At 57.0% G+C, this 19,764-nt stretch carries 19 protein-coding genes; 5 read left to right on the top strand and 14 right to left on the bottom strand.

Annotated elements, in window-relative coordinates; translation table 11 throughout:
• Positions 1–45 precede the first annotated feature (45 nt).
• From CLV83_RS02145 to CLV83_RS02135, 3 genes are all read right to left on the bottom strand, one after another.
• On the bottom strand, positions 46–660 hold the full coding sequence (locus tag CLV83_RS02145; RefSeq protein WP_132286854.1) for an ankyrin repeat domain-containing protein: 615 nt from the start codon (positions 658–660) through the stop codon (positions 46–48).
• 10 nt (positions 661–670) lie between these two features.
• Positions 671–1,885: a trypsin-like serine peptidase gene (locus CLV83_RS02140; RefSeq protein WP_132286851.1), complete on the bottom strand. Its 1,215-nt coding sequence runs from the start codon at positions 1,883–1,885 to the stop codon at positions 671–673.
• A gap of 167 nt (positions 1,886–2,052) precedes the next feature.
• Positions 2,053–2,271, bottom strand: a complete 219-nt coding sequence (locus CLV83_RS02135) for a hypothetical protein (protein WP_132286848.1) — start codon at positions 2,269–2,271, stop codon at positions 2,053–2,055.
• A gap of 514 nt (positions 2,272–2,785) precedes the next feature.
• On the opposite strand from CLV83_RS02135, the gene CLV83_RS02130 reads away from it, so the two are divergent.
• Positions 2,786–5,944 (top strand): alpha/beta hydrolase, encoded by a 3,159-nt coding sequence (locus CLV83_RS02130; RefSeq protein ID WP_132286845.1) that lies wholly within the window; start codon positions 2,786–2,788, stop codon positions 5,942–5,944.
• Between the two features lie 108 nt (positions 5,945–6,052).
• Here CLV83_RS02130 and CLV83_RS02125 read toward each other — a convergent pair whose 3' ends face one another.
• On the bottom strand, positions 6,053–6,382 hold the full coding sequence (locus CLV83_RS02125) for a hypothetical protein (RefSeq protein ID WP_132286842.1): 330 nt from the start codon (positions 6,380–6,382) through the stop codon (positions 6,053–6,055).
• 226 nt (positions 6,383–6,608) lie between these two features.
• On the opposite strand from CLV83_RS02125, the gene CLV83_RS02120 reads away from it, so the two are divergent.
• From CLV83_RS02120 to CLV83_RS02105, 4 genes are all read left to right on the top strand, one after another.
• Positions 6,609–8,003 carry a sigma-54-dependent transcriptional regulator gene (locus CLV83_RS02120; RefSeq protein WP_132286839.1) on the top strand — a complete coding sequence of 465 codons (1,395 nt, stop codon included), beginning with the start codon at positions 6,609–6,611 and terminating at the stop codon, positions 8,001–8,003.
• Positions 7,984–10,071: a sensor histidine kinase gene (locus CLV83_RS02115; protein WP_132286836.1), complete on the top strand. Its 2,088-nt coding sequence runs from the start codon at positions 7,984–7,986 to the stop codon at positions 10,069–10,071. The genes CLV83_RS02120 and CLV83_RS02115 overlap by 20 nt, the downstream gene beginning before the upstream one ends.
• A 194-nt stretch (positions 10,072–10,265) precedes the next feature.
• Positions 10,266–12,011 (top strand): OFA family MFS transporter, encoded by a 1,746-nt coding sequence (locus tag CLV83_RS02110; protein ID WP_132286833.1) that lies wholly within the window; start codon positions 10,266–10,268, stop codon positions 12,009–12,011.
• A 218-nt stretch (positions 12,012–12,229) separates the two neighbouring features.
• Complete coding sequence (locus CLV83_RS02105; RefSeq protein WP_132286830.1) at positions 12,230–13,312, top strand: hypothetical protein; 1,083 nt, start codon at positions 12,230–12,232, stop codon at positions 13,310–13,312.
• A gap of 27 nt (positions 13,313–13,339) precedes the next feature.
• Here CLV83_RS02105 and CLV83_RS02100 read toward each other — a convergent pair whose 3' ends face one another.
• The 10 genes from CLV83_RS02100 to nifB are packed head-to-tail and all read right to left on the bottom strand — an operon-like array spanning position 13,340 to position 19,645.
• Entirely contained in the window at positions 13,340–13,663 is a 324-nt protein-coding gene (locus CLV83_RS02100; RefSeq protein ID WP_104002734.1) for a DUF3144 domain-containing protein, read from the bottom strand.
• Positions 13,653–13,853, bottom strand: a complete 201-nt coding sequence (locus CLV83_RS02095; protein ID WP_132286827.1) for a hypothetical protein — start codon at positions 13,851–13,853, stop codon at positions 13,653–13,655. Before CLV83_RS02095 ends, CLV83_RS02100 begins: the two co-directional genes overlap by 11 nt.
• Before the next feature lie 29 nt (positions 13,854–13,882).
• Entirely contained in the window at positions 13,883–14,149 is a 267-nt protein-coding gene (locus tag CLV83_RS02090; protein WP_132286824.1) for a BolA family protein, read from the bottom strand.
• Positions 14,149–14,466, bottom strand: coding sequence for a Grx4 family monothiol glutaredoxin (grxD, locus tag CLV83_RS02085; RefSeq protein ID WP_207894682.1), 318 nt, complete (start codon positions 14,464–14,466; stop codon positions 14,149–14,151). The genes CLV83_RS02090 and grxD overlap by 1 nt, the downstream gene beginning before the upstream one ends.
• Positions 14,467–14,481: 15 nt before the next feature.
• Entirely contained in the window at positions 14,482–15,213 is a 732-nt protein-coding gene (locus tag CLV83_RS02080) for an ankyrin repeat domain-containing protein (protein ID WP_165900216.1), read from the bottom strand.
• Positions 15,206–16,810, bottom strand: a complete 1,605-nt coding sequence (locus CLV83_RS02075; protein WP_165900215.1) for a nitroreductase family protein — start codon at positions 16,808–16,810, stop codon at positions 15,206–15,208. The genes CLV83_RS02080 and CLV83_RS02075 overlap by 8 nt, the downstream gene beginning before the upstream one ends.
• A gap of 4 nt (positions 16,811–16,814) precedes the next feature.
• Positions 16,815–17,411, bottom strand: a complete 597-nt coding sequence (locus tag CLV83_RS02070) for a nitrogen fixation protein NifQ (protein WP_132286812.1) — start codon at positions 17,409–17,411, stop codon at positions 16,815–16,817.
• Positions 17,411–17,833 (bottom strand): ArsC/Spx/MgsR family protein, encoded by a 423-nt coding sequence (locus tag CLV83_RS02065; RefSeq protein WP_132286809.1) that lies wholly within the window; start codon positions 17,831–17,833, stop codon positions 17,411–17,413. Before CLV83_RS02065 ends, CLV83_RS02070 begins: the two co-directional genes overlap by 1 nt.
• 11 nt (positions 17,834–17,844) lie before the next feature.
• Entirely contained in the window at positions 17,845–18,123 is a 279-nt protein-coding gene (locus CLV83_RS02060) for a 4Fe-4S binding protein (RefSeq protein WP_132286806.1), read from the bottom strand.
• A gap of 10 nt (positions 18,124–18,133) precedes the next feature.
• Entirely contained in the window at positions 18,134–19,645 is a 1,512-nt protein-coding gene (gene nifB / locus CLV83_RS02055; protein ID WP_132286802.1) for a nitrogenase cofactor biosynthesis protein NifB, read from the bottom strand.
• Positions 19,646–19,764: the final 119 nt, after the last annotated feature.

Genomic DNA, 19,764 nt, shown 5'->3' with positions numbered 1-19,764 from the left:
ACCGAGCAGCGCACAGATACCGCGCCGCCAGCAGCCCCGAAAAAGCTACTTGAGATTATATTGATGGAGCAGGCTTTGCAGCTGCTCTTCACAGGCTTCGGCATGTTTTATCTTTGCTGTCGCCAACCCGTTTATCAGCACCAGCTCTGCCGTTCTCAGATGACAGGACGCAATAGCGTAATCCAGCGCCGTAAACTCGTTCCCGGCCCCCCAGGCAATATCCTCAGCGCCAAGATCGACCAACCTCCTGGCGGCATCGTAACGACCGAATCTGACCGCCTCAGCAAGCGGGCTAATACCATTTTCAGATAAGGAAAAAGGATCTCCCCCCAGCGAAACCAACAGATCCACGGTTTCTGCGGCACTGACACAGTGCATGGCTGTTTTACCTGCATTGTCGCGAACATTCACATCCAGCCCTTTGTCGACAAGAAGGGTGATCAGCCGGTCCTGCTCATTGCGCGCAGCGACGCAGAGCAGCGATCCGCGTAACGGGCTTATCGCGCCTATATCAGCACCGTCTTCAATCATGCTTTCAACTTTATTGTAATCTCCCTTGGATATTTGCTTTTCCAAAGGCGATAAAGGAGAGCACCCGAACAGAAACAACAGGCTAAAAATAGATAAAACCCTATCAAAGCACATCAGATAATCAGCCAATACTTAGATTTTAATAGCAGCCAAATTCATAAGTAAATGAACCGTAACTATCAACACTATACTCTTGAAACGATATTTTACGCTCGATCGAAGGCACATATTTTGTAATTTCAGATTTAGTAAAAATATCGCCATCACGGTTTCCCGCTTCTATATAGTAAATACGATTAGAGGTGTTAAATATTTCAACATCTTGTAGAGGAGAAATTGTAATATATCCATCAGCTTCCCAATCACCCTGATCATTTCTGTAGTTATAAACCACATAAAGATCTTCACGCTGACAGGTATTTTTCGCAAAAACATGGACTTCATCAACGCTTGGAGCCTCAATATCTACCCATTTTTCCAGGAATGTATTAGACAAATACTCCGAAGATCCAAAACTATTATTGACGATATATTTAAATATCTTATGTCTTTCTGATGAAATACGTGATCCATAATTTACATATGGCGACTCTGCACTAACAACACCATGAATATGGTAAGTTTTATATTTATCAGAATATATCAGAACAGGGCTGCCGCTCTGCCCCTGAAAAACATCGCAATCCATTAATATCAAGTTATCATCTTCGCTATCTGCTTTAGCCGAACAACCATCCTGATAGTATTGACGGCTTCTATCCTTGTCCCCTGGATAACCTATAGTAGCCATTTGTCCATCGGGAAAATCGGGTTTTCCCCAATAACCCAGCGCTCCAACTACCTGACCTGGATATTTATCCTTATCTGATTTTTCCAACTCCATGATTGCAATATCTATCTCGGGATGAACCCCATCTCTTTTATAGTAATACTCCGCAGGCATGAAGACCTTGGACACCTTATATTTTTCATAAGGAGACTGATTGCGCGCATTAATACCAGGATAGAAAAACTGATTTACGTGTATATTTCCTTGATAGTTCACTGCACAATGAGCAGCTGTAACGATGTAGTTTTCTTTAATTAACGTTCCAGTACACTGAGAAGTCATCCGGCGTCCATTCGGTAACGTGTACCTAGTGATGAGCTGGCCCACGCGCATCTTATACATCGACATATATTCAGGTAGATTATCTGTAGACTCTCTATTATCAACACCAATTATGCCGCGATAATTAATTTCCAACATAGAATTCTCGCCATCTTTCTCACTCGTTGGAATAGTATCCTGCTCTGCAAAAGAAAATGATGAAAAACCAATAAACGCAAGCATAAATGTTGATATTAATTTCATATAAAAACCATCGAAAACATATTAATAATTATTTATTTATATAAAACAAAAAGATTGTATTTAATTTCATCTTCTTGCGTTACAAACGTTAAACCCAAGGTCTGAAACAACAAATCTTTCACTTTCTTCAAGCCAGACGATATAACCATTTTCAGCCAACTTATCGATCAAGGATCGATCAGACAGCCGGCCGACGCACCGGCATCATCATCCAGCTCAAATATCTTATCGGCTAACGCCAGAACACCACCGCGATGCTGCTCTTTCGCTTCCTCATACTCAGCCACCAACCATCTGAGCGTTTGGGCCTGCTTAAGCTTCGTTGCTGCAATCATAGACTTCTCTCCCAGCTTCAGGCTGCAACAAACCTGCGGCAGATAAATCATGCAAGGCTGCTTCCGACATTAAGCCATCCCTCTATCGCTGATCGCCTGCAATCCCATTTGCTCCCTACCTCGGATCCGCATCAGGTCAGTGGACTTAAAGTAAACGTCATCAGATAGCGACTGACAATCTATTTTCCGAGCTGGAGCCCATCGATAGATCTTCACAGTTCTTCTGTTCAATTCCTTACTCCAGCTGCTTGTTACGAGAATTAAGATGGACAAGCCAGAGCTATCGAACACTCCTGCGGTGGAAAATGCGCTAGAACAGGCACCCAACTCCTCAGGTGCCGGCGACCTCGCCGGTTCTATAACGCGCTTCACTGTGCTTACTATCGGCAGTTCAAACGCTTTGAGCTAAGGGTTAGTATCGGGCTAGCTGAATGAGACGCAGACAGGGGATGCTGCTGAGAAGCCAGCGGCACAGTCTGGCAAGGGATCAAACGTAAGAAGTTCTATATAGCGTTATCGATTGAAGCCATTTTAGTTATCTGAACAGCTCAACGAGGGAAAGGGTATGGGTATCAGACAGGCGCTCAGGGTTTCTGCTTTCACCGCTCTGTTCTGGAGTTTCAGCGGCCTTTTACTCGCGGCGCCCGCTAAACACGCGCTTCTGATCGGCATATCGGACTATACGGATTCGGGGCTCTCCTCGCTGCCAGGCTCCGAAAACGACATCCAGGCGGTGCGCCAGTTACTCGAACAGAGACTTGGCTTCCCTAAAGAAAATATCGAACTTCTTCTCAACAAGGACGCCACGCATTCCGCAGTGGTTACAGCATTTCAGGAACTGAGTGCTCGTGTCCAGCAGGATGACCTGGTCTACATCCACTACTCAGGCTACGGCTCAAATATGCCCGACCTGAATGGTGACGAAGCCAGCGGCCAGGATAAGACCTGGGTGACCTTTGGCGCCCGCAGTGACAGATCGACCGCGCTCGACAGTGATGACCAGAATAACGTCAATCTAAATGGCTTCGACCTGCTGGATGATGAGATCGATCACTGGCTGGCCCCCGCTTATGCCAAGGCTGCTCAACTGGTTTTCCTCACCGACACGGCTCACTGGGGTACCGTCAGCCGCGGCGACAAAGCCCCTCAGCAGCGGGCTGCAGCGAACGACAGCCGCATGCACCCACTGGGTATGCAGTCATTTGAAGCTGCGGACAGATCTAAGGCGGTGTTCGTTAGCGCCACCCAGCCAGAAGGCTCTGCCTATGAGTACCAGCCGTTCGATCGCAGCTTTGGCCTCTTTACCTGGCACTGGCTGCAGAGCCTGGCCAGCGCGACACCGGATACGAGCTGGCGGGATCTACTCCTTCAGACTCAAATTCGGATCAAAACCGATGTGGCTTGGCACCAGTCGCCCAGCATCAGCGGCAACCTGGATTCAGCAATACTTAATGGCGAACTGCCGGCACCTTCCGCCCGCCTCAGTGTGACGAGCGTTAACGGCGATCAGGTTTCTCTCGATAGCGGAAAGCTGGCCGGCCTTACCCCAGGGTCAACGGTCACACTCGCCAGCGCCGATCCAGGCGACAGCCGGATCGAGATCACCGAAACGAACCTGTTCGCTGCCAAAGGCGTGGTCACAAACGGCCACTTCAGCCCGGGTGACGCGCTGATACTGAGCGAGCGCAGCTACCCTCAGCCCGTACTCAGGGTGTTTGTTTCCGCAGATAAGCAGGCGGATGCGAATAGCGATGTTATCGCGTCGATCCGCGATGCGGCTGCATCGGTGCCGGGTATTCAGCTCGATGAAGATCAACAGCGAGCTGACCTGGTGCTGTACTACAGCCGCATCGACGAAGCGCTGGGCGCACAGGTGCGCAAACAGGGCATAGCGGCCAACCTGACCGCCTCTCTCCCCGACACTGATCCGCAGGGTACGCCCCGCTTATTTTTCCTCAACGCCGATGAAACCGAGGCGGCCACCGGCCTGACCTGGAACGGCAGTGCTGATAACAGGGTTGAACTCGAACAACTCAAGGCCAGCCTGGAGCGTATTCGCGATAGTTACCACTTACACAGCCTGGCCGGATCCACAGCCGATGACTCCTCTGTCGATCTGAACATCACTCACCTACGTAGGGACGATGGCTGCACCCCGGCGGCTGATCAGCGCTGCCAGGAGTTCGCTTTTGGTCGCTTTCTGGTGGATGAACCCAGATCGGCGCCCGATGCGGAAGCAAAGCGCTATCAACCCGGAGATGTGCTTGCCTTTGGCGTCGCCAACAGTTCGTCGCAGGCACGCTACGTCTACCTGCTAAGCAGTTCGCCAGATGGCGATATCAAACTGATCTATCCAACACCGGAGATGACGGCGGCGGAAAACCGGATCGACGCCCAAACTGAGCTCGACCAGCTGCCGATCGCCTTTCAGCTCGACCGCAGCGGCACGGAATCGATCAAGATGATCGCTTCAACCGAGCCGATAGACCGGGCGTTTTTTGAGCCAACCACCCATCTCGCCGGTTCAGAAAGCGCTGTTCCCAACAACGCACTGGAACGCCTGCTGGCCTACAACCGCGATCCCAGTAGCGACCAGAAAAGTCTCCAGCTGCCGGTGGCGGATATCGCCTGGAACACCGCCAACATCGACCTGACGGTGGCCGCTTCCGGCGATATGACGGGAGTCCGCTCACGCGGTGCAGACACCGGCGCCCAGCCTGCTTATGTTCGCGTGCGCGTGTTCTTTGGCAGCAACAGGAATTACGATCCACACGCCGATGAACCGGGTGAGCTGTTTGGCAACGATCGCGGTACGCTGCGCCTTGGCAGCCTTTGGGTCAGCATCCCGGCAAACCACGAACCGGGCAAACTGGAGACCCCTTCGCTACTCTCTCTCATGGGCGAAGACCCCACCGAGCACGTGATGCTGCAGTCGGTTGATCTGCTCGACAAAGAGGCTTTTGTCAGCCAGCTGAGCGATGCCGCCAGCCAGCTGCCCGACCGCCGGATGCTGTTGTATATCCACGGCTACAATAACTCCTTTGAAGAGGCCGCACGCCGCTCGGCTCAGATCGCCTACGACCTCAGTGTGGAAAATGTGCACTATGTGCCTCTGCTTTTCACCTGGCCATCGGGCGACAGCATCATTCCCACCCAATACACCCGCGCCTGGACCAACAAGGAGTGGGCGGTTTCCGACCTGGTGCAGTTCCTCGAACTCGCCGTGCTGGAAACAGGCATCGACAATGTCCACGTACTCGCCCACTCCATGGGCACCAACCTGTTCAGCAGCGCCTCGCTGGTAATGGCCGGGCGCGAACAGGATGCAGATATCCGCTTTGGGGAGGTGGTGCTGGCGGCACCCGATATCGACGCCGAGACCTTCTACCGCCTGCTGCTGCCGCGACTGCAGACCCTCGCCGAGCGGACCACGGTCTACATGGCTTCTCAGGATGTGGCGCTGCATGTGAGCAAGGTGGTGCATTCGGGCTACCGTCGCCTGGGTGATTCCAGCGACTCACCGTTGATCCTTCAGGGAGTAGATGTGGTTGATGTCAGCGAGCTTAATACCTCGGATATGGGGCACGCCTACTATGCCGCCATTCGCGAACTGCTGAGCGATATAGGCTCCACCCTGCGCGGTATAACACCGGACCTGCGTCGCCTGAGCAGCCAGGAAACTGAGCAGCAGCTAAAGTATTGGTCGTTTCAAAAAGCAGAGTGATTGAAGCGTACGGCATGACCTTCAGCACAGCTGCTCACAACTGCAGCCATTAACGAACGTCGCGGTGAACACCTTAAACCACACCGCGACGATCCGGCGTTCTGCCCCTTAATCCCAGGCCTCGAGCCAACGCTGAATCTCAAGAACCGTTCCCAGACCGTAGCCATCCGGGTCTCCCGCATAGCCACGATAAAACTCACTCAACGCCGAGAGTTCACGCCTCACCCGCGAGAGAAAACCTCTAAAAGACTCGCCATCCCTTGCAACAAGAATCGCTTGGCAGCGCCCTATCGCCGCGGCTTCAATCTGCCCGGTATTTCCCCAGTACCAGGCCGCACTTTCTTTCTCCTGCGCCTGGGTTCTCTGCTGAGACAGCATTTTACTGAGTGCGCGATGAAATCGCGCTTTTTGTACTAAGCCATAAATTTTTCGGATCACTCAAAGCTCCCTGACCACCAAGCGGGCCCGCGAAGCTGAGCCCGTCATGAAGCTTGGATGGACAGAGACGGCAAAGAAGGATTCGCGATAGTAACCGAAGATTACTGCCAAGCCTGGCGTAAATCAGCCATAGAGCAGAACGTTCGGTTCACAGCCTGGGCCCAAACTTTTTGCGTGATACACTGCGAAAACCGATCAATAACTCAAAATAACTAGAATAAGAATTATGGCTATTGCTGACGCTAAAAGGATTGAGCGCCCTGTAGAAAGTGCCTTGCCGGATATCAGCATCCTGATCGTCGACGACGAGGCCGGGATTCGTGACTTTCTGCAACGTGCACTGAGAAAACGCTACCGCACGGTCGATGTGGCAGACTCCACCGAGCAGGCGGACCAGCTGCGCTCATCACGACATTTTGACCTGCTGATTGTCGATATCTGCATGCCCGGACGCTCCGGCGTCGAGTGGGTACAGCAGTTGCGCGAATCCGGCTGCCCTTCCGACGTAATCTTCATGACCGCCTTTGCCGATATGAACAGCGCCATCGAGGCGTTGCGCCTGGGTGCCTGTGACCTGGTCCTGAAGCCGTTCCGCATCGAGCAGATGCGCAATGCGGTGCAGAAGTGCCTGGATAACCGGCAGCTGACGAAAGAGAACTACGTGCTCAACCGGCATGTGGCGGAACGGGAGAGCAGCGGCCTGGTAGGCTCCAGCGCGGTGATGGAAGCGCTGCGTACCACTCTGTCACGTATCGCCCCGGCACCCTCAGCCGTATTGATCGAGGGTGAGACCGGCACCGGCAAGGAGCTTGCAGCCCGGGCGATCCACCGCCAGAGCGGGCGCAGCGGCGCATTCGTACCGGTCAACTGTGGCGCCATCGCGCCGGAGCTGATCGAGTCCGAGCTGTTCGGTCATATCAAGGGCGCATTCACCAACGCCCACCAGGCCCGACTTGGCCTGTTTGCCTACGCCGATGGCGGCACACTGTTCCTGGACGAGATCTCGGAGCTGCCGCTGCCGATGCAGACCAAGCTGCTGCGCGTGCTGGAAGATGGCGCCATACGACCGCTGGGTACCGAGCGTGATACGCCGGTCAATGTTCGCGTACTGGCCGCCTCCAACAAAAAGCTGGATCAGGCGGTACGCGAGGGACGCTTCCGCGAAGACCTCTACTATCGGCTCAATGTGCTGCACATTCAGATGCCGCCGCTGCGGGAGCGCCAGGAGGATATTCCCGAGCTGCTCAGTCACCTTTCAACTTCCCTGGCAAAAGAGTTGCGCCAACCCGCCACAAGCTTCGACAGCGCTGAGATCCGCGCTCTGCAGGCTTACCACTGGCCAGGCAATGTGCGCGAACTCAAGAACCTGATCGAACGCTGCCTGCTGCTCGGCATGTCCCCGACACAGCTCGCGTTTCCAAACCGGGTGCAGGATGCGGAAGTCTCGGGTTATCCGCTGCACTGGCCGCTGAAACAGGTAGAGCTGACCCATATCGAAAAGGTGCTGGCACGCAGCGACGGCAACAAAACCAGGGCCGCCGAGGCGCTGGGCATTACCCGCAAAACCCTCGACCGCAAGCTACGCTCTTTTGAAAACAGCGATGACGACAGCGCTGATTAAACGTGGCTGGCAGCGGCTCACCGGCAACCTGCGCTACCGGCTGCTGGCACTGACGCTGTTCCCTTTGTTGCTGGTTCTGCCCGGTGTGGTCCTGCTCGCCTATCTGTGGAGTAACGAGGTGGGCTACCGGCAACTGCTGATGAAGGCCAACACCGACCTGGCCGTTGCCCATGAAGCCTTCTTCGCCACCCGCGATCGCTACCTGGTACGCCTCTCTCTTGCCGCCGCGGGCGATCGCTTTCATCACGCGCTGCTTAACTCCTCCGCCGACGGGGGCGAACGCGATAACACGGATACGCCACTCCTGCTGGAGCAGCTACGCTCGGCAACCGGTTTTGACTACGTGCGCCTGCTCGACCCACGCGGTTGCTCGCTGACGCAACCCGGCGATTGCAGTTATCCCGACAGCCCGCTGTTACAGCAGGCCGAGATGCAGGGACCGGTGAGCGGCGTTGAGGTGTTTTCCGCTGCAGAGCTGAGAGCATTGAGTGCCGAGCTCGCCACCCGGGCCCGCATCCCGCTGGTAGCGACCCAGCGCGCTACGCAATCCGAGCGTTCCGTGGAAGATCGCGCCATGATGCTGCATTTTGTCTACCCGTTGCGTGACAGTAGCGGTAACGTGGCGGCACTGCTCACGGCAGGGCTGCTGATGAACGCCAATCTCGGTTTTGTCGACCATATCAGCAACACCGTTTACGGCCCCGGTAGCCTGCCGGCAGACGGAATAGGCACGGTGACCCTGTTCCTTGACGATGTGCGTATCAGCACCAATGTTCAGCACCCCGAGGCACCGCGCCAGCGCGCTCTGGGCACCCGCGTATCGACCCAGGTGCGCCATCAGGTGCTTGAGGAAGGCGAGCGCTGGCTGGACCGGGCATTCGTGGTCAGCGACTGGTATATCTCCGCCTATGAACCGGTCATCGACGTCAACGGCAACCGCATCGGCATGCTCTACGCCGGTTTCCTGGAAGCACCGTTTCTGGAGAGTTTCTACCACTGGCTGGAACTGCTGCTATGGCTGTTCGCGCTGGTGCTGCTGCTCTGCACATTTATCGCCATCGCCGGCGCCCGCTCGATCTCCAGACCGTTCGAAATCATGACCGGCGTTGTCGACAGGATCAGAGGCGGCGAACGCCAGCGGATTCCACCACTGAACACCACCGACGAAGTGCGCGTACTCGCCGAGCACTTTAATGCGATGCTGGCCCAGCTGGACCAGCAGCACGATGCGATACAACAGGCAGCGGTACAGCTCGAAGAGAAGGTTCAGGAGCGCACCCTTGAGCTGAAACAGCATATCGCCATGCTCAACGAAACCCGCGAGCAGCTGATCGAGAAAGGTAAGCTGGCAGCCTTGGGCGAGCTGACCGCGGGTATCGCCCACGAGGTGAACAACCCCACCGCCGTGATTCTCGGCTATATGGATCTGCTGCTGGATGAACTGGGCGAGCAGGCAACGCCGGAGATCCGCCGCGACGCCGAACTGATCATCGAGCAGGTGGGACGTATCCGCACCATTATCAACGACCTGCTGAAACTGGCACGCCCCAGCTCACCACGTACTCATCTGGAAGCGATCGATATCAATGATCTGGTGCTGAATACCCGCACGCTGGTCCAGCATGAGCTTAAGCGACGCGGCATCAATCTGAGGCTTGAACTGCGCGCCTCCCACCGGGCTCAGGCCGATGCTTCCCAGCTGCAGCAGGTGCTGATCAACCTGGTAATGAACGGCGCCAACGCCATTTCCGGCAGCGGCGAAATCAGGGTGCGCAGCCGTAATCTGGGCGACGGCGGGGTCAGCCTGAGCATCCATGACAACGGCTGCGGAATTCCCACCGACCAGTTAGCGCGCATTTTCGATCCCTTCTACTCCCGCGGCAAACAGGGCACCGGCCTGGGCCTGTCGATCAGCCAACGCCTGCTGGAACAGGCTGACGCACGTATCAAAGTGCGCTCGCGGCTGGGCCAGGGCACCCTGTTCGTGATTCACCTCAAGCCTGGCAGCCGTTCCGAGTACTGCACACAGGGTCATTTCGACCCGGTTTCCGAGTTTATCGGGTCATAACGACCCGCCTTCCGCTGCAGCCTTAAACCCTTTTTTGTCCTAGCCCCCCGACATCTGTGCGCTTGCCCCAGGTGGCGCGGGTATTGCCTTGGCTTTTGCTGCTGACAAAGCAAAGGCGGATCCGCGATCTGCCTGTACCCCAGATACTTGCAATCCAGGGGCAAACAATAACGATAACAGCGGAGCTACACCCTATGTCGAACAACGCTTACCAGAAATCCGGCCCTTTCGCCTTTCTGCTGAAAGAGCGAATCGTCGCCAAACCTGGCTTCAATCGCTGGCTGGTTCCCCCCGCCTCCATCGCAATCCACCTCTGCATCGGCTCGGTTTACGCCTGGAGCATCTTCAACCCGCCACTGGTGCGCCAGCATGGCGTTGTTGCCAGCGCCGCCGATGACTGGTCGCTGAGCTCGGTGGTCTGGATCTTCTCCACCGCTATCGTCTTTCTCGGTCTGGCGGCCGCGTTTGGCGGCAAATGGCTGGAAAAGGTCGGCCCACGTGCGGTCGGCTTTCTCGCCGCAATTCTTTGGGGCGGCGGCTTCCTGGTCGGTAGCCTGGGCATCATGCTGGACCAGCTCTGGCTGCTCTATCTGGGCTACGGCGCGCTGGGCGGCTGTGGCCTCGGGCTGGGTTACGTATCGCCGGTCAGTACCCTGATCCGCTGGTTCCCGGACCGGCGCGGCATGGCCACCGGTATGGCGATCATGGGCTTTGGTGGCGGTGCGATGATTGGTGCACCACTGAAAACCTGGCTGCTGTCGGTGTTTTATGAAGCGCCCCAATACCTGGGGAAAGTCGCCGATGTCAGCCTGATCACCGAGTCCGGCCGCCGCTTCGCCGAGGTTGCGGGCCAGAAGCTCGAAGTTGTCGTCGCCAGCGCCGCGGATATGGCCAACATGCCGATCCCCGGCCCTGAGGGTGTATACGTGGTCAACACCGGTAACACCGGCGTCGCCAGCGTCTTTCTGACCCTCGGTATCGTCTATTTTGTCATCATGACCATCGCTGCCTTCTCCTATCGCGTGCCGCCCGAGGGCTGGAAGCCGGAAGGTTGGGAGCCGCCCAAAGCGGTCAGCGGCAAACATCGTCTGATCAGCAACAATCACGTGCATATCGACCAGGCACTGAAAACACCTCAGTTCTACCTGCTCTGGCTGGTGCTCTGCCTGAACGTGACCGCCGGCATCGGTGTGATCGGTGTGGCGAAAACGATGATGACCGAGATCTTCGGTACTACCTTACCCAACATTGTTGATACCGGTTTCGCCGCCACCTACGTATTGATGATCAGTGTGTTCAATATGGTGGGCCGCTTCCTCTGGGCATCCACTTCAGATTACCTGGGTCGCAAGAACACCTTCCACTGCTTCTTTATCCTCGGCATGCTGCTGTATATCTCCATCCCGTTCTTTGCCGGTCAGGTGAGCAGCAATCCGTCCGTGGTCTGGCTGGTTCTGTTCTGCATCGCCACCATGGTGATCTTCACCATGTACGGCGGCGGCTTCGCGACCATTCCGGCCTATCTGGCGGATATCTTCGGCACCCTGCATGTGGGCGGGATCCACGGGCGCCTGCTGACCGCCTGGAGCACAGCCGGTGTTCTCGGCCCCTTTGCGATCACCCACCTGCGCGAGGTGTCGCTGCGTGATGCCATCGAATCCCTGGCCTACAAGGTTGATCCCGCTGTATTCCAGCAGACCTTTGGCGCCGGCGTAGACCAGCTGAATGCGCTGATCGCTTCCAATACAGTGACCCTGGGCCGTCTGATGGAGATCGCACCGGCCGGCACCATCGATCCGACACCAGGGCTCTACAACACCACCATGTATGCCATGGCTGGATTGCTGGTAATCGCGTTTATCGCTAACACCATGATCCGCAAGGTGTCTGAGAAGCATCACGTGGAAAATACCCACCCCGAGGAGGTGCCAGCAAGCTAACCGCCCGCTTCCCGACTAACCAAAAAGCCCGCCCTGCCCGGCGGGCTTTTTGCTGTATGGCGCTTGTTTCTAGTGCTGATTTTCAGCGTAAAACGAGCTTCTTCGGCCTACATTTTAGAGGTCTCAGGCTCCTGATTTAACGCTCACTTTTCAACCAATCTGGCCGATATCCCCTTTTCATAGCCTTCTATTAACGCCTTTGCGCCAGAGCCACGACGATGATTATCAGTCAAAGCCAGATCAGCTTCAGCAGCAGCCATCAGCGCAGCGAGCGCACAACGCAAAGCGAATCCCTGGAACACTATCGCAGCGATGCCGCCGGCGTGGTGCGCCGCGTCTCCAATGACACCTCGCCGTTCAATGGGGCAGCCCAAGTTGCGGCGGCCCATGAGGCAGAAGTGGCCCGGGTTAAGAGTGCGCCGGAGGAGCGAACCCTGACGGCAAAAGAGCCAGCGGTACCCGCGCCGGGGCAGCAACTGACCGATCCCAGACTGAGACTGCAGGCGCTGCTGATTGCCATGCTCAGCGGACGTGAGGTCGTGCTGTTCGATATGAACGACCTGAATGTAAACAAGGAAGGCCAGTCCTCCGCGGACTATCCGGCCGAGATATCGGGTGATGTAACGGTGCCAGGCGCTACCGGCATGCGCTACGAATGGAACAAACAGACAGAGATCCGGGAAGATAGCCGCGTTGTCGCCGCCGGTCGGCTCACCACCAGCGACGGGGTCAGTTTCGATATCGGGCTGAACGTGAAGATGAGCTATCACAATATCGAGCACGAACGGCTGGTGCTGACGGCCGGCGTGCAGTTGAAAGATCCGCTGGTGGTTAATTTCGACGCTAGCGCCGCTGAGCTGAGCTCGCAACGGGTCGATTTTGATATAGATGCTGATGGCGCAGACGACAGCATCAACCTGCTGGCACCCGGCAGCGGCTTTCTGATGCTGGACCGCAACGGTGACGGCGTAGTCAATGATGGCAGTGAGCTGTTTGGCGCCCTGAGCGGCAACGGATTTGCCGATCTCAGCACCTATGATGAGGATGGCAACGGCTTTATCGATGCCGGTGACACTGTCTTCGGCGAGTTACAGATCTGGATCCGCAATGCCCAGGGTGAGGACGAGTACGCAAGCCTTGCAGAGAAAGGAATTGGCGCGCTCTACCTGGGATCGGTGGAAACACCTTTTTCACTCTATCAAAACGGCACCGAACTGCGTGGCGAGGTCCGTGCCACCGGGCTGTTTATCCGCGAAGACGGCAGCACCGGCAGCCTGCAGCAGATCGACCTGGTGGTCTGAACCACCCGGGCGAGCCGTTACACGGGATCAGTGTGCGGTTTCCGCCTGCTGATCTTCAGCGATCCCCATGTACTCTTCGAAGTTGGCAATGTAATCCATCAGGTTGCCATCGTAGAGCTTGCGGAAACGATCGGAGAAATACTCCACCGCCTTGTCGCGCTTGCCGGCCAGTTCATCCGCATTGGTCACGCTGCTGGCGGCGATATAGGCGTTATAGCGCGCGGCTGCATAGATAAAGGCTACGCCCATCTTGTGCTCGCCCTGCTTGGCGGCCATCTCGTTGGCGATCTCGATCAGCTTGTTGGTGGTTTCAACAAACTCATCATCAAACAGATTCTCTTCAGCACTCATCGTGATTCTCCATCAGTTTGCGTTGAAAAATAGACTGGCGACCGATCGACAGATGACGGTGCCGGCAGTAGCGTCCCGCGGCAAGCAACATGGCAACCTTTGCGATCCGGTGGCCAAGGCCACTACTGGAAAGATCTGCAAACTGATCGAGCGCCTGATCGCTGTTTTCCTGTGATGTCAGTGCTTTCATGAAGAGCACCTCCGCTTATTACCCGACCCTCAGCACTCGAGCTGCACCAGGTGGGTGTTCTGCAATTCGGCAAACTGCGCCGGCGTATAAGCCTTGATCGTCAGCGCATGCAGGCGCCCCGTCTTCAGCTGAGTTTGGAACAGCGCCAGGACCGATTTCTGGCGCTGCATCAGGTTCTGCCCTTCGAAGGATTCGCTGATGATGGCGAGGGTAAAACTGCACTCCTCACCGCTGACATCGATCTCGGCATCGGGCAACGCCTGCTGGATGATCGCTTCGATTTCGCTGGTTTCCATCAGGCACCTCCGGCGGATTCAAGCATCGGCTGCAGGCTGCCATCTTCAACCATGGCCACGATCACATCGCTGCCGCCCACCAGCTCACCGCCGATAAACAGCTGCGGAAAGGTGGGCCAGTTAGAGACGCTGGGCAGCTTCTCGCGGATAAAAGGCGCTTCCAGCACGTTAACGAACGCATAACCTTTACCGGTGGTTTTCAGCGCATCAACGGCGTTGCGCGAGAAACCGCACTTGGGCTCTTCCGGCGTGCCCTTCATGTAGAGCAGGATGGGATTGTCGGCCAGCTGCTTACGGATCTTGTCTTCGGTTGTCATGATGCATCCCTCGGTTTATTGGCCCACGGCCTGAAGATGCGTGGCCATCAGCAGTTTCATAATCTCGCGGCTTCCGGCCACCTCGACGGCAAGAAAGCCATCCAGGGTTTTCAAACCAGTATCCGCGCCCCCGGCCAGCAGCATTTCAACCATTTCGCGCCGGCCCGCCGAAGCGGCCCAGATCAGCGGTGTCGCGCCGTTGGCGTTCTGATTATCAAGATCAACACCCTCGCCGATCAGCAGACTCACAGTGGCTGAATCCCCCGACCGCACCGCAAACCAGAGTGCGTTGTTACCATCATCGTTGCGCCGGTTTACATCGGCACCTACAGCGATCAGGCGGCTGACTTCAAGGCTGTCGCCGCGGTGTGACGCCTGCATCAGCGACGTCATACCGTATTCACCGGCCTGATCCTGATTCTGCTCTGCGCTCATCTGCCTCACTCCAAGTAGGGGTAACCAGGCCCGGTAGCCGCCATCGATACTGAAACTGCGGCTGAAGCCAAAATCGCGGAACATCCTTGCCATTTCGATACTGCGGCTTCCATCTTCGCAGTAGATCAACATCAGTCGGGACGGCTCGCCCCGGGTCAGCAGGCGCCCGAGCACCCGGTCATCCAGATGCATCGCGAACGGATGCCGCGAATCCTCGTAGCAGTCCAGCTCCCGCATATCCAGCAGGTACGCCGGCTCATCCCTCAGTAGCTGCTCTGCCGCCGGTATATCCATCTTCAGCAACTCACCCATCGACGGCCTCCCGAAGGTGGTGGTAACCGGACAATCCGCTGACCCGCTCATCTCTCAGCCCCATACCGGCAGCAAAACCGTAAACCGCCTGGAACTGATCGCCTTCAAGTCCGAGCAGATGATGCACGGCATCATCAAAGAAACAGCCGATGCCGGTACCGTTCAGCCCCAACGCAGTAGCGGCCAGGTAAAGGTTCTGACCCAGCATGCCCGCTTCGCGGTAGAGCTGCTGGTAAGCTGCGAGGCCATCCTGCAGCAACGGGTCCTGATACTCGGCGAGCATCATCAGCGTTACCGCACTGGCGGCGGCAATCATCTGGTTACAGCAGAGCTGCGCCGCCAGCTTGCGCGTAGTGGCCGTCTTCAGATGGATCAAGCGCAAGTCATCCGCCAGATAGACCTCACTGGTGTCAGGCCAGCGCGTCATCGTCGCCTCTCTCAGCAGGGCCGTTCCGCCGTCCGAGCGCGGCATCAGGTAGAGGCCGGGCTCGAGCCCTTCCACGTTATGCACGAACAACAGCAGGTGCAGGAGAGCGGGTTCAAATTGCATGCGGCTGACGCCGGGGACCAGCGGTTTGAGTAGCGCGGCGAACTCGTCGTAACCGAGCTTGCGCTTAGGGTCGTACCCCTGGGCGCTACGACGTGAGATCAGTGTCTGCCTGGCGTTAAGCGGTGCATCAGCGAAGGCCTGCTCGGCATCCTTTGCTCGCGACAGGCGCGCGGTGATATTGGTATCGAACCGCTCAGCCATCGCTTTGGATACGTTCCAGCGCTGCAGCGGACGTGGCCCGAGCCGAGATGGCGCGCCCTGCCAGCTATCAGCCTCACGGCAGGTTTTAGCCAGACGGGCGTAGTCCTCTGAACGGCCTTTAAACGTAAGCAGCCATTCGGGATGCTCAGGTTCTACACCGTCAAACTCCGCCCGATCTATGCCGCAAAGTGCCGCCAGCCGCTCTCGCCCCGTATCGACCAGTTCCAGCTCCCACCCCTGCAGTGCTGCGGACGCCTGGCACTGGGCCAGCTGATGACCGCTATCGAGCAGACAGTAGCGCAGGCTGCGCTCGCCATACTTCCAGGCCTCGCGCTGCAACACGGAGGTCTGTATCAGCGACACGGCAGTGACACTCTCTGGCGGCAGCTCCAGACGCTGTTCCAGACAGTGGTTGAGCACATCGTAGTGATACACACCGGCTGGCCAGCTCGTACCCGCCGGCAGCAGCAGATAAAGCTCACCAGGATGCAGGTTGCCGCTGGAAGGGTTCGCTCTCAGCGACCAGCGATCCGGGCCAAAGACCTTCCAGGCGGTAAGGCCCGCGGCATAGCGCAGAAACGCAGACAGGGATTCCAGCGTCAGCGGCTGAGAATCAAGCTGACCCGCAAAAAGCACCCCGGAGTCTGGCGCATCAGCCCTGTCATCGGGCAACGGCAGTGCCAGTTTCGGCGCGCCCTCAAAGGAGCGAAACACATTAGGCTGCTCGTCCCAGTCCAGGGTTTCAGGCCCCGGCGCGTATCCCTCCAGACGGTGCTTGCTCAGTTCGTGATAAGCACCGAGCTGCTCCATGGCGGTCTGTTCGGCAGTCGCAGTGATGGCAGCCATGTCGTCACTCCTCTGGCCCGAAACATTCGGCATAGGCGCTGCACTGGTCGCAGCTCGGTGCGCGGCAGACATAACCGCCGCCACGCTCGCACAGTTGCTTGTAGAAGAACCGCTTCCACTTCATATCACGGTCGTTCAGCGCTTTTAACGCCGGGTAAGCCCGCTGCATCAGGTCACTCAATACGCTGCGATCCGGCAACCCCAGGTCACGCCAGAGGTGGTCGCCACCCAGGCAGCCAGTGGCGATAATCAACGAGAGTTCCACAGGAACCGCCGGGCTGCGAAATTCCTCAAGCAGCTCGACCAGCTCAACACGCTCGTCATCACGAATGCGCATCAGCTCCTCGCGCAGATCGGAGCGGGTCTGTATCAGGTGCTGCTCTGCAGGGTCAGCAGCGATAAGGTCGCTATCGTCGCTAAAATACCGCTCGATCAATCGAGCAAACTGTTCTGCCTCCAGCCCCAGATTCAAGGGCAGGCAGCCGATCCCTTTACGGGGACCAAGTATTAGGTGAGCGAGATGACGGTCGGTTTCTCCACCCGCCGCGACCGCCATCAATCGCTCTAACTGGTTCTGTGTCTGCACCGCTACCATCGCCATCAGCCCGACTCCGCTCTGCACGCATCGCTGCCGTGGCTCTTGGGACAGGTTTCGATATCCTCATCGGGGAGCCGCTCAAGACCGATCAATCGATCGATCTGCTCGGTGTCAAAACCCTGCAGACACTGCCCGCTGACTTCCATCAACGGACGTCGAATAAGTAACGGATCGGCGCAAAGCAGCGCCAACACCGCTTGGGGATCATTCAGGTCGAGCGCCAGTTTGCCCGCCTTCAGATCCGGATGACTCTTGTTGATCCAGCCCGACACATCGGTGCCGAGATAGGGGCGAAGGCTGTCTGGTGACCAGTCTGCGGTCAGCAGGTTACGGGCATCCACTGAATGCCCCGCCTCCTGCAGCAGCCGCTTCTGCTTGCGGTTGTTTATACAACCGGGCTTTTCGTAGAAGATCACCTCAGCCATCGCTGCGCCCCTTATCGTGCCTGGATCTCGGCCATCGCTCTTTCCATCATCTCCGGCGGAATCCCGGTGAGGGAACCGGCCGGATTGACCTCGTCACCTGCAGCATCAAGAATCGCACCCTCTATCGGGCAGATAGTCGCGCACTGGGGATCGGCATGATCGCCTTCACATTCGGTGCACTTTTTCGCGTCGATCATGAAATGCGGCTTGGCTTCGTAGATCGCCTCTGACGGGCAAACATCCAGGCAGGCCCAGCAGTTAACGCAGCTTTCGATAATGCTAAGAGACATGGCTACCTCCTCAGGCGGTCATCTGGCTGTCTTCGGACTTGGCTTCATCCAGCTTGCCGGTCTTGATCATCTCTTCGTAGACGTCCATGACCGCTTCCTCGATCGGCTCCATGGCGTGCTCGCCGTTCGGTGCGATGCCGGCCTCTTCCAGCAGGCCCCAGGGCTCGAAACCGATCTTGGAGCAGAGCACAACCTCACAACCTGACAGGGCACGGATGCTGCCAGCCAGCGCGCTTTCCTTCTCACCGCAGCTGTCATCGCCAATGCAGTACTGATCGACCTTGCGGTGGCTGATAAAGCGCACACCATCGCGGGAGGCTTCATAGATCAGGAACTCGGTGGCGTGACCGAAATGCTGGTTGATCATGCCGCCGCCACTGGTGGCCACCGCCATCAGCACCGGACGGAAGTGCTTGTTGTCCACGGCAGGACCACTCGGCACCTTAACTGCGGCAAGCGCGGCACGGCGTTTTTCCTTCTCCGCCAGCTCCTCTTCGATGCCCTGGTGGATAATGGCGCGTTTCTTCATCGCCGCGTCGTAGTCGATATCCATCGCTTCGATCTTGTCGATGGTGAACTCGTCGCCGCGGTCTTCACCGAGCAGACCCACCGCATCGGCACGGCACTGACGGCAATGACGCATCATGTTCATGTCGCCGGAGCAGGCGTCCTGCAGATCCATCAGCTCTTCGTTGCTGGGACCGCGCTGGCCCATCACACCATAGAAGGTGCCGTGCTCGGCTTCGGCGATCAGCGGCATCACGTTGTGCAGGAAGGCGCCCTTCTGCTTGACGATGCGGCTCACTTCCTTGAGATGTTCGTCGTTCACACCCGGAATCATCACCGAGTTGACCTTCACCAGGATGCCGCGCTCAACCAGCATCTCGAGACCCTTCTGCTGACGCTCAATCAGGATCTTGGCGGCTTTCTTGCCGCGGATACGACGGTTGTTCCAGTAGATCCAGGGATAGATCTTGGCGCCGATCTCCGGATCCACGGTGTTGATGGTGATGGTGACGTGGTCGATGTTGTGCTTGGCCAGCTCTTCCACGGCGTCCGGCAGCGCCAGACCGTTAGTGGATACACAGAGCTTGATATCCGGTGCTTCAGCACTGAGGCGACGGAAGGTTTCAAAGGTGCGATCCAGATTGGCCAGTGGATCGCCGGGGCCGGCAATACCGAGTACAGTCATCTGCGGAATATTTGCCGCCACTGCCTTGGTTTTCTTCACTGCCTGGTCCGGTGTCAGCAACTCGGATACCACACCCGGGCGCGACTCGTTGGCACAGTCGTATTTACGGTTGCAGTAATGGCACTGAATATTACAGGCCGGCGCTACCGCCACGTGCATACGGGCAAAGTAGTGGTGAGCGTCTTCCGAGTAACACGGGTGGTTGTGGACCTTCTGTTTGATCTCATCTGACAGATGAGCCAGCTGATCGTCACTACTGCCGCAGGCACTGGCTGAACAACCGCCTTCAGTGCTCGGACTCTGTTCTTCGTTCAGGACTGTCAACTCCATCGTTTTCACTCCTCTGAGGCCTCAGGGCCGGTTGTCAGTTGCAGATCACCTGCTGACAAGAGGGTTGCAATCGGTGGGCCACAGACTATGTGACTGTTTTAAAAGGACTTAGGCGGATT

The organism is Marinobacterium mangrovicola, from assembly GCF_004339595.1.
GTDB lineage: Bacteria > Pseudomonadota > Gammaproteobacteria > Pseudomonadales > Balneatricaceae > Marinobacterium_D > Marinobacterium_D mangrovicola.
Note: the sequence above shows the minus strand (reverse complement) of the source record. Positions and strands in the feature narration are given on the sequence as shown.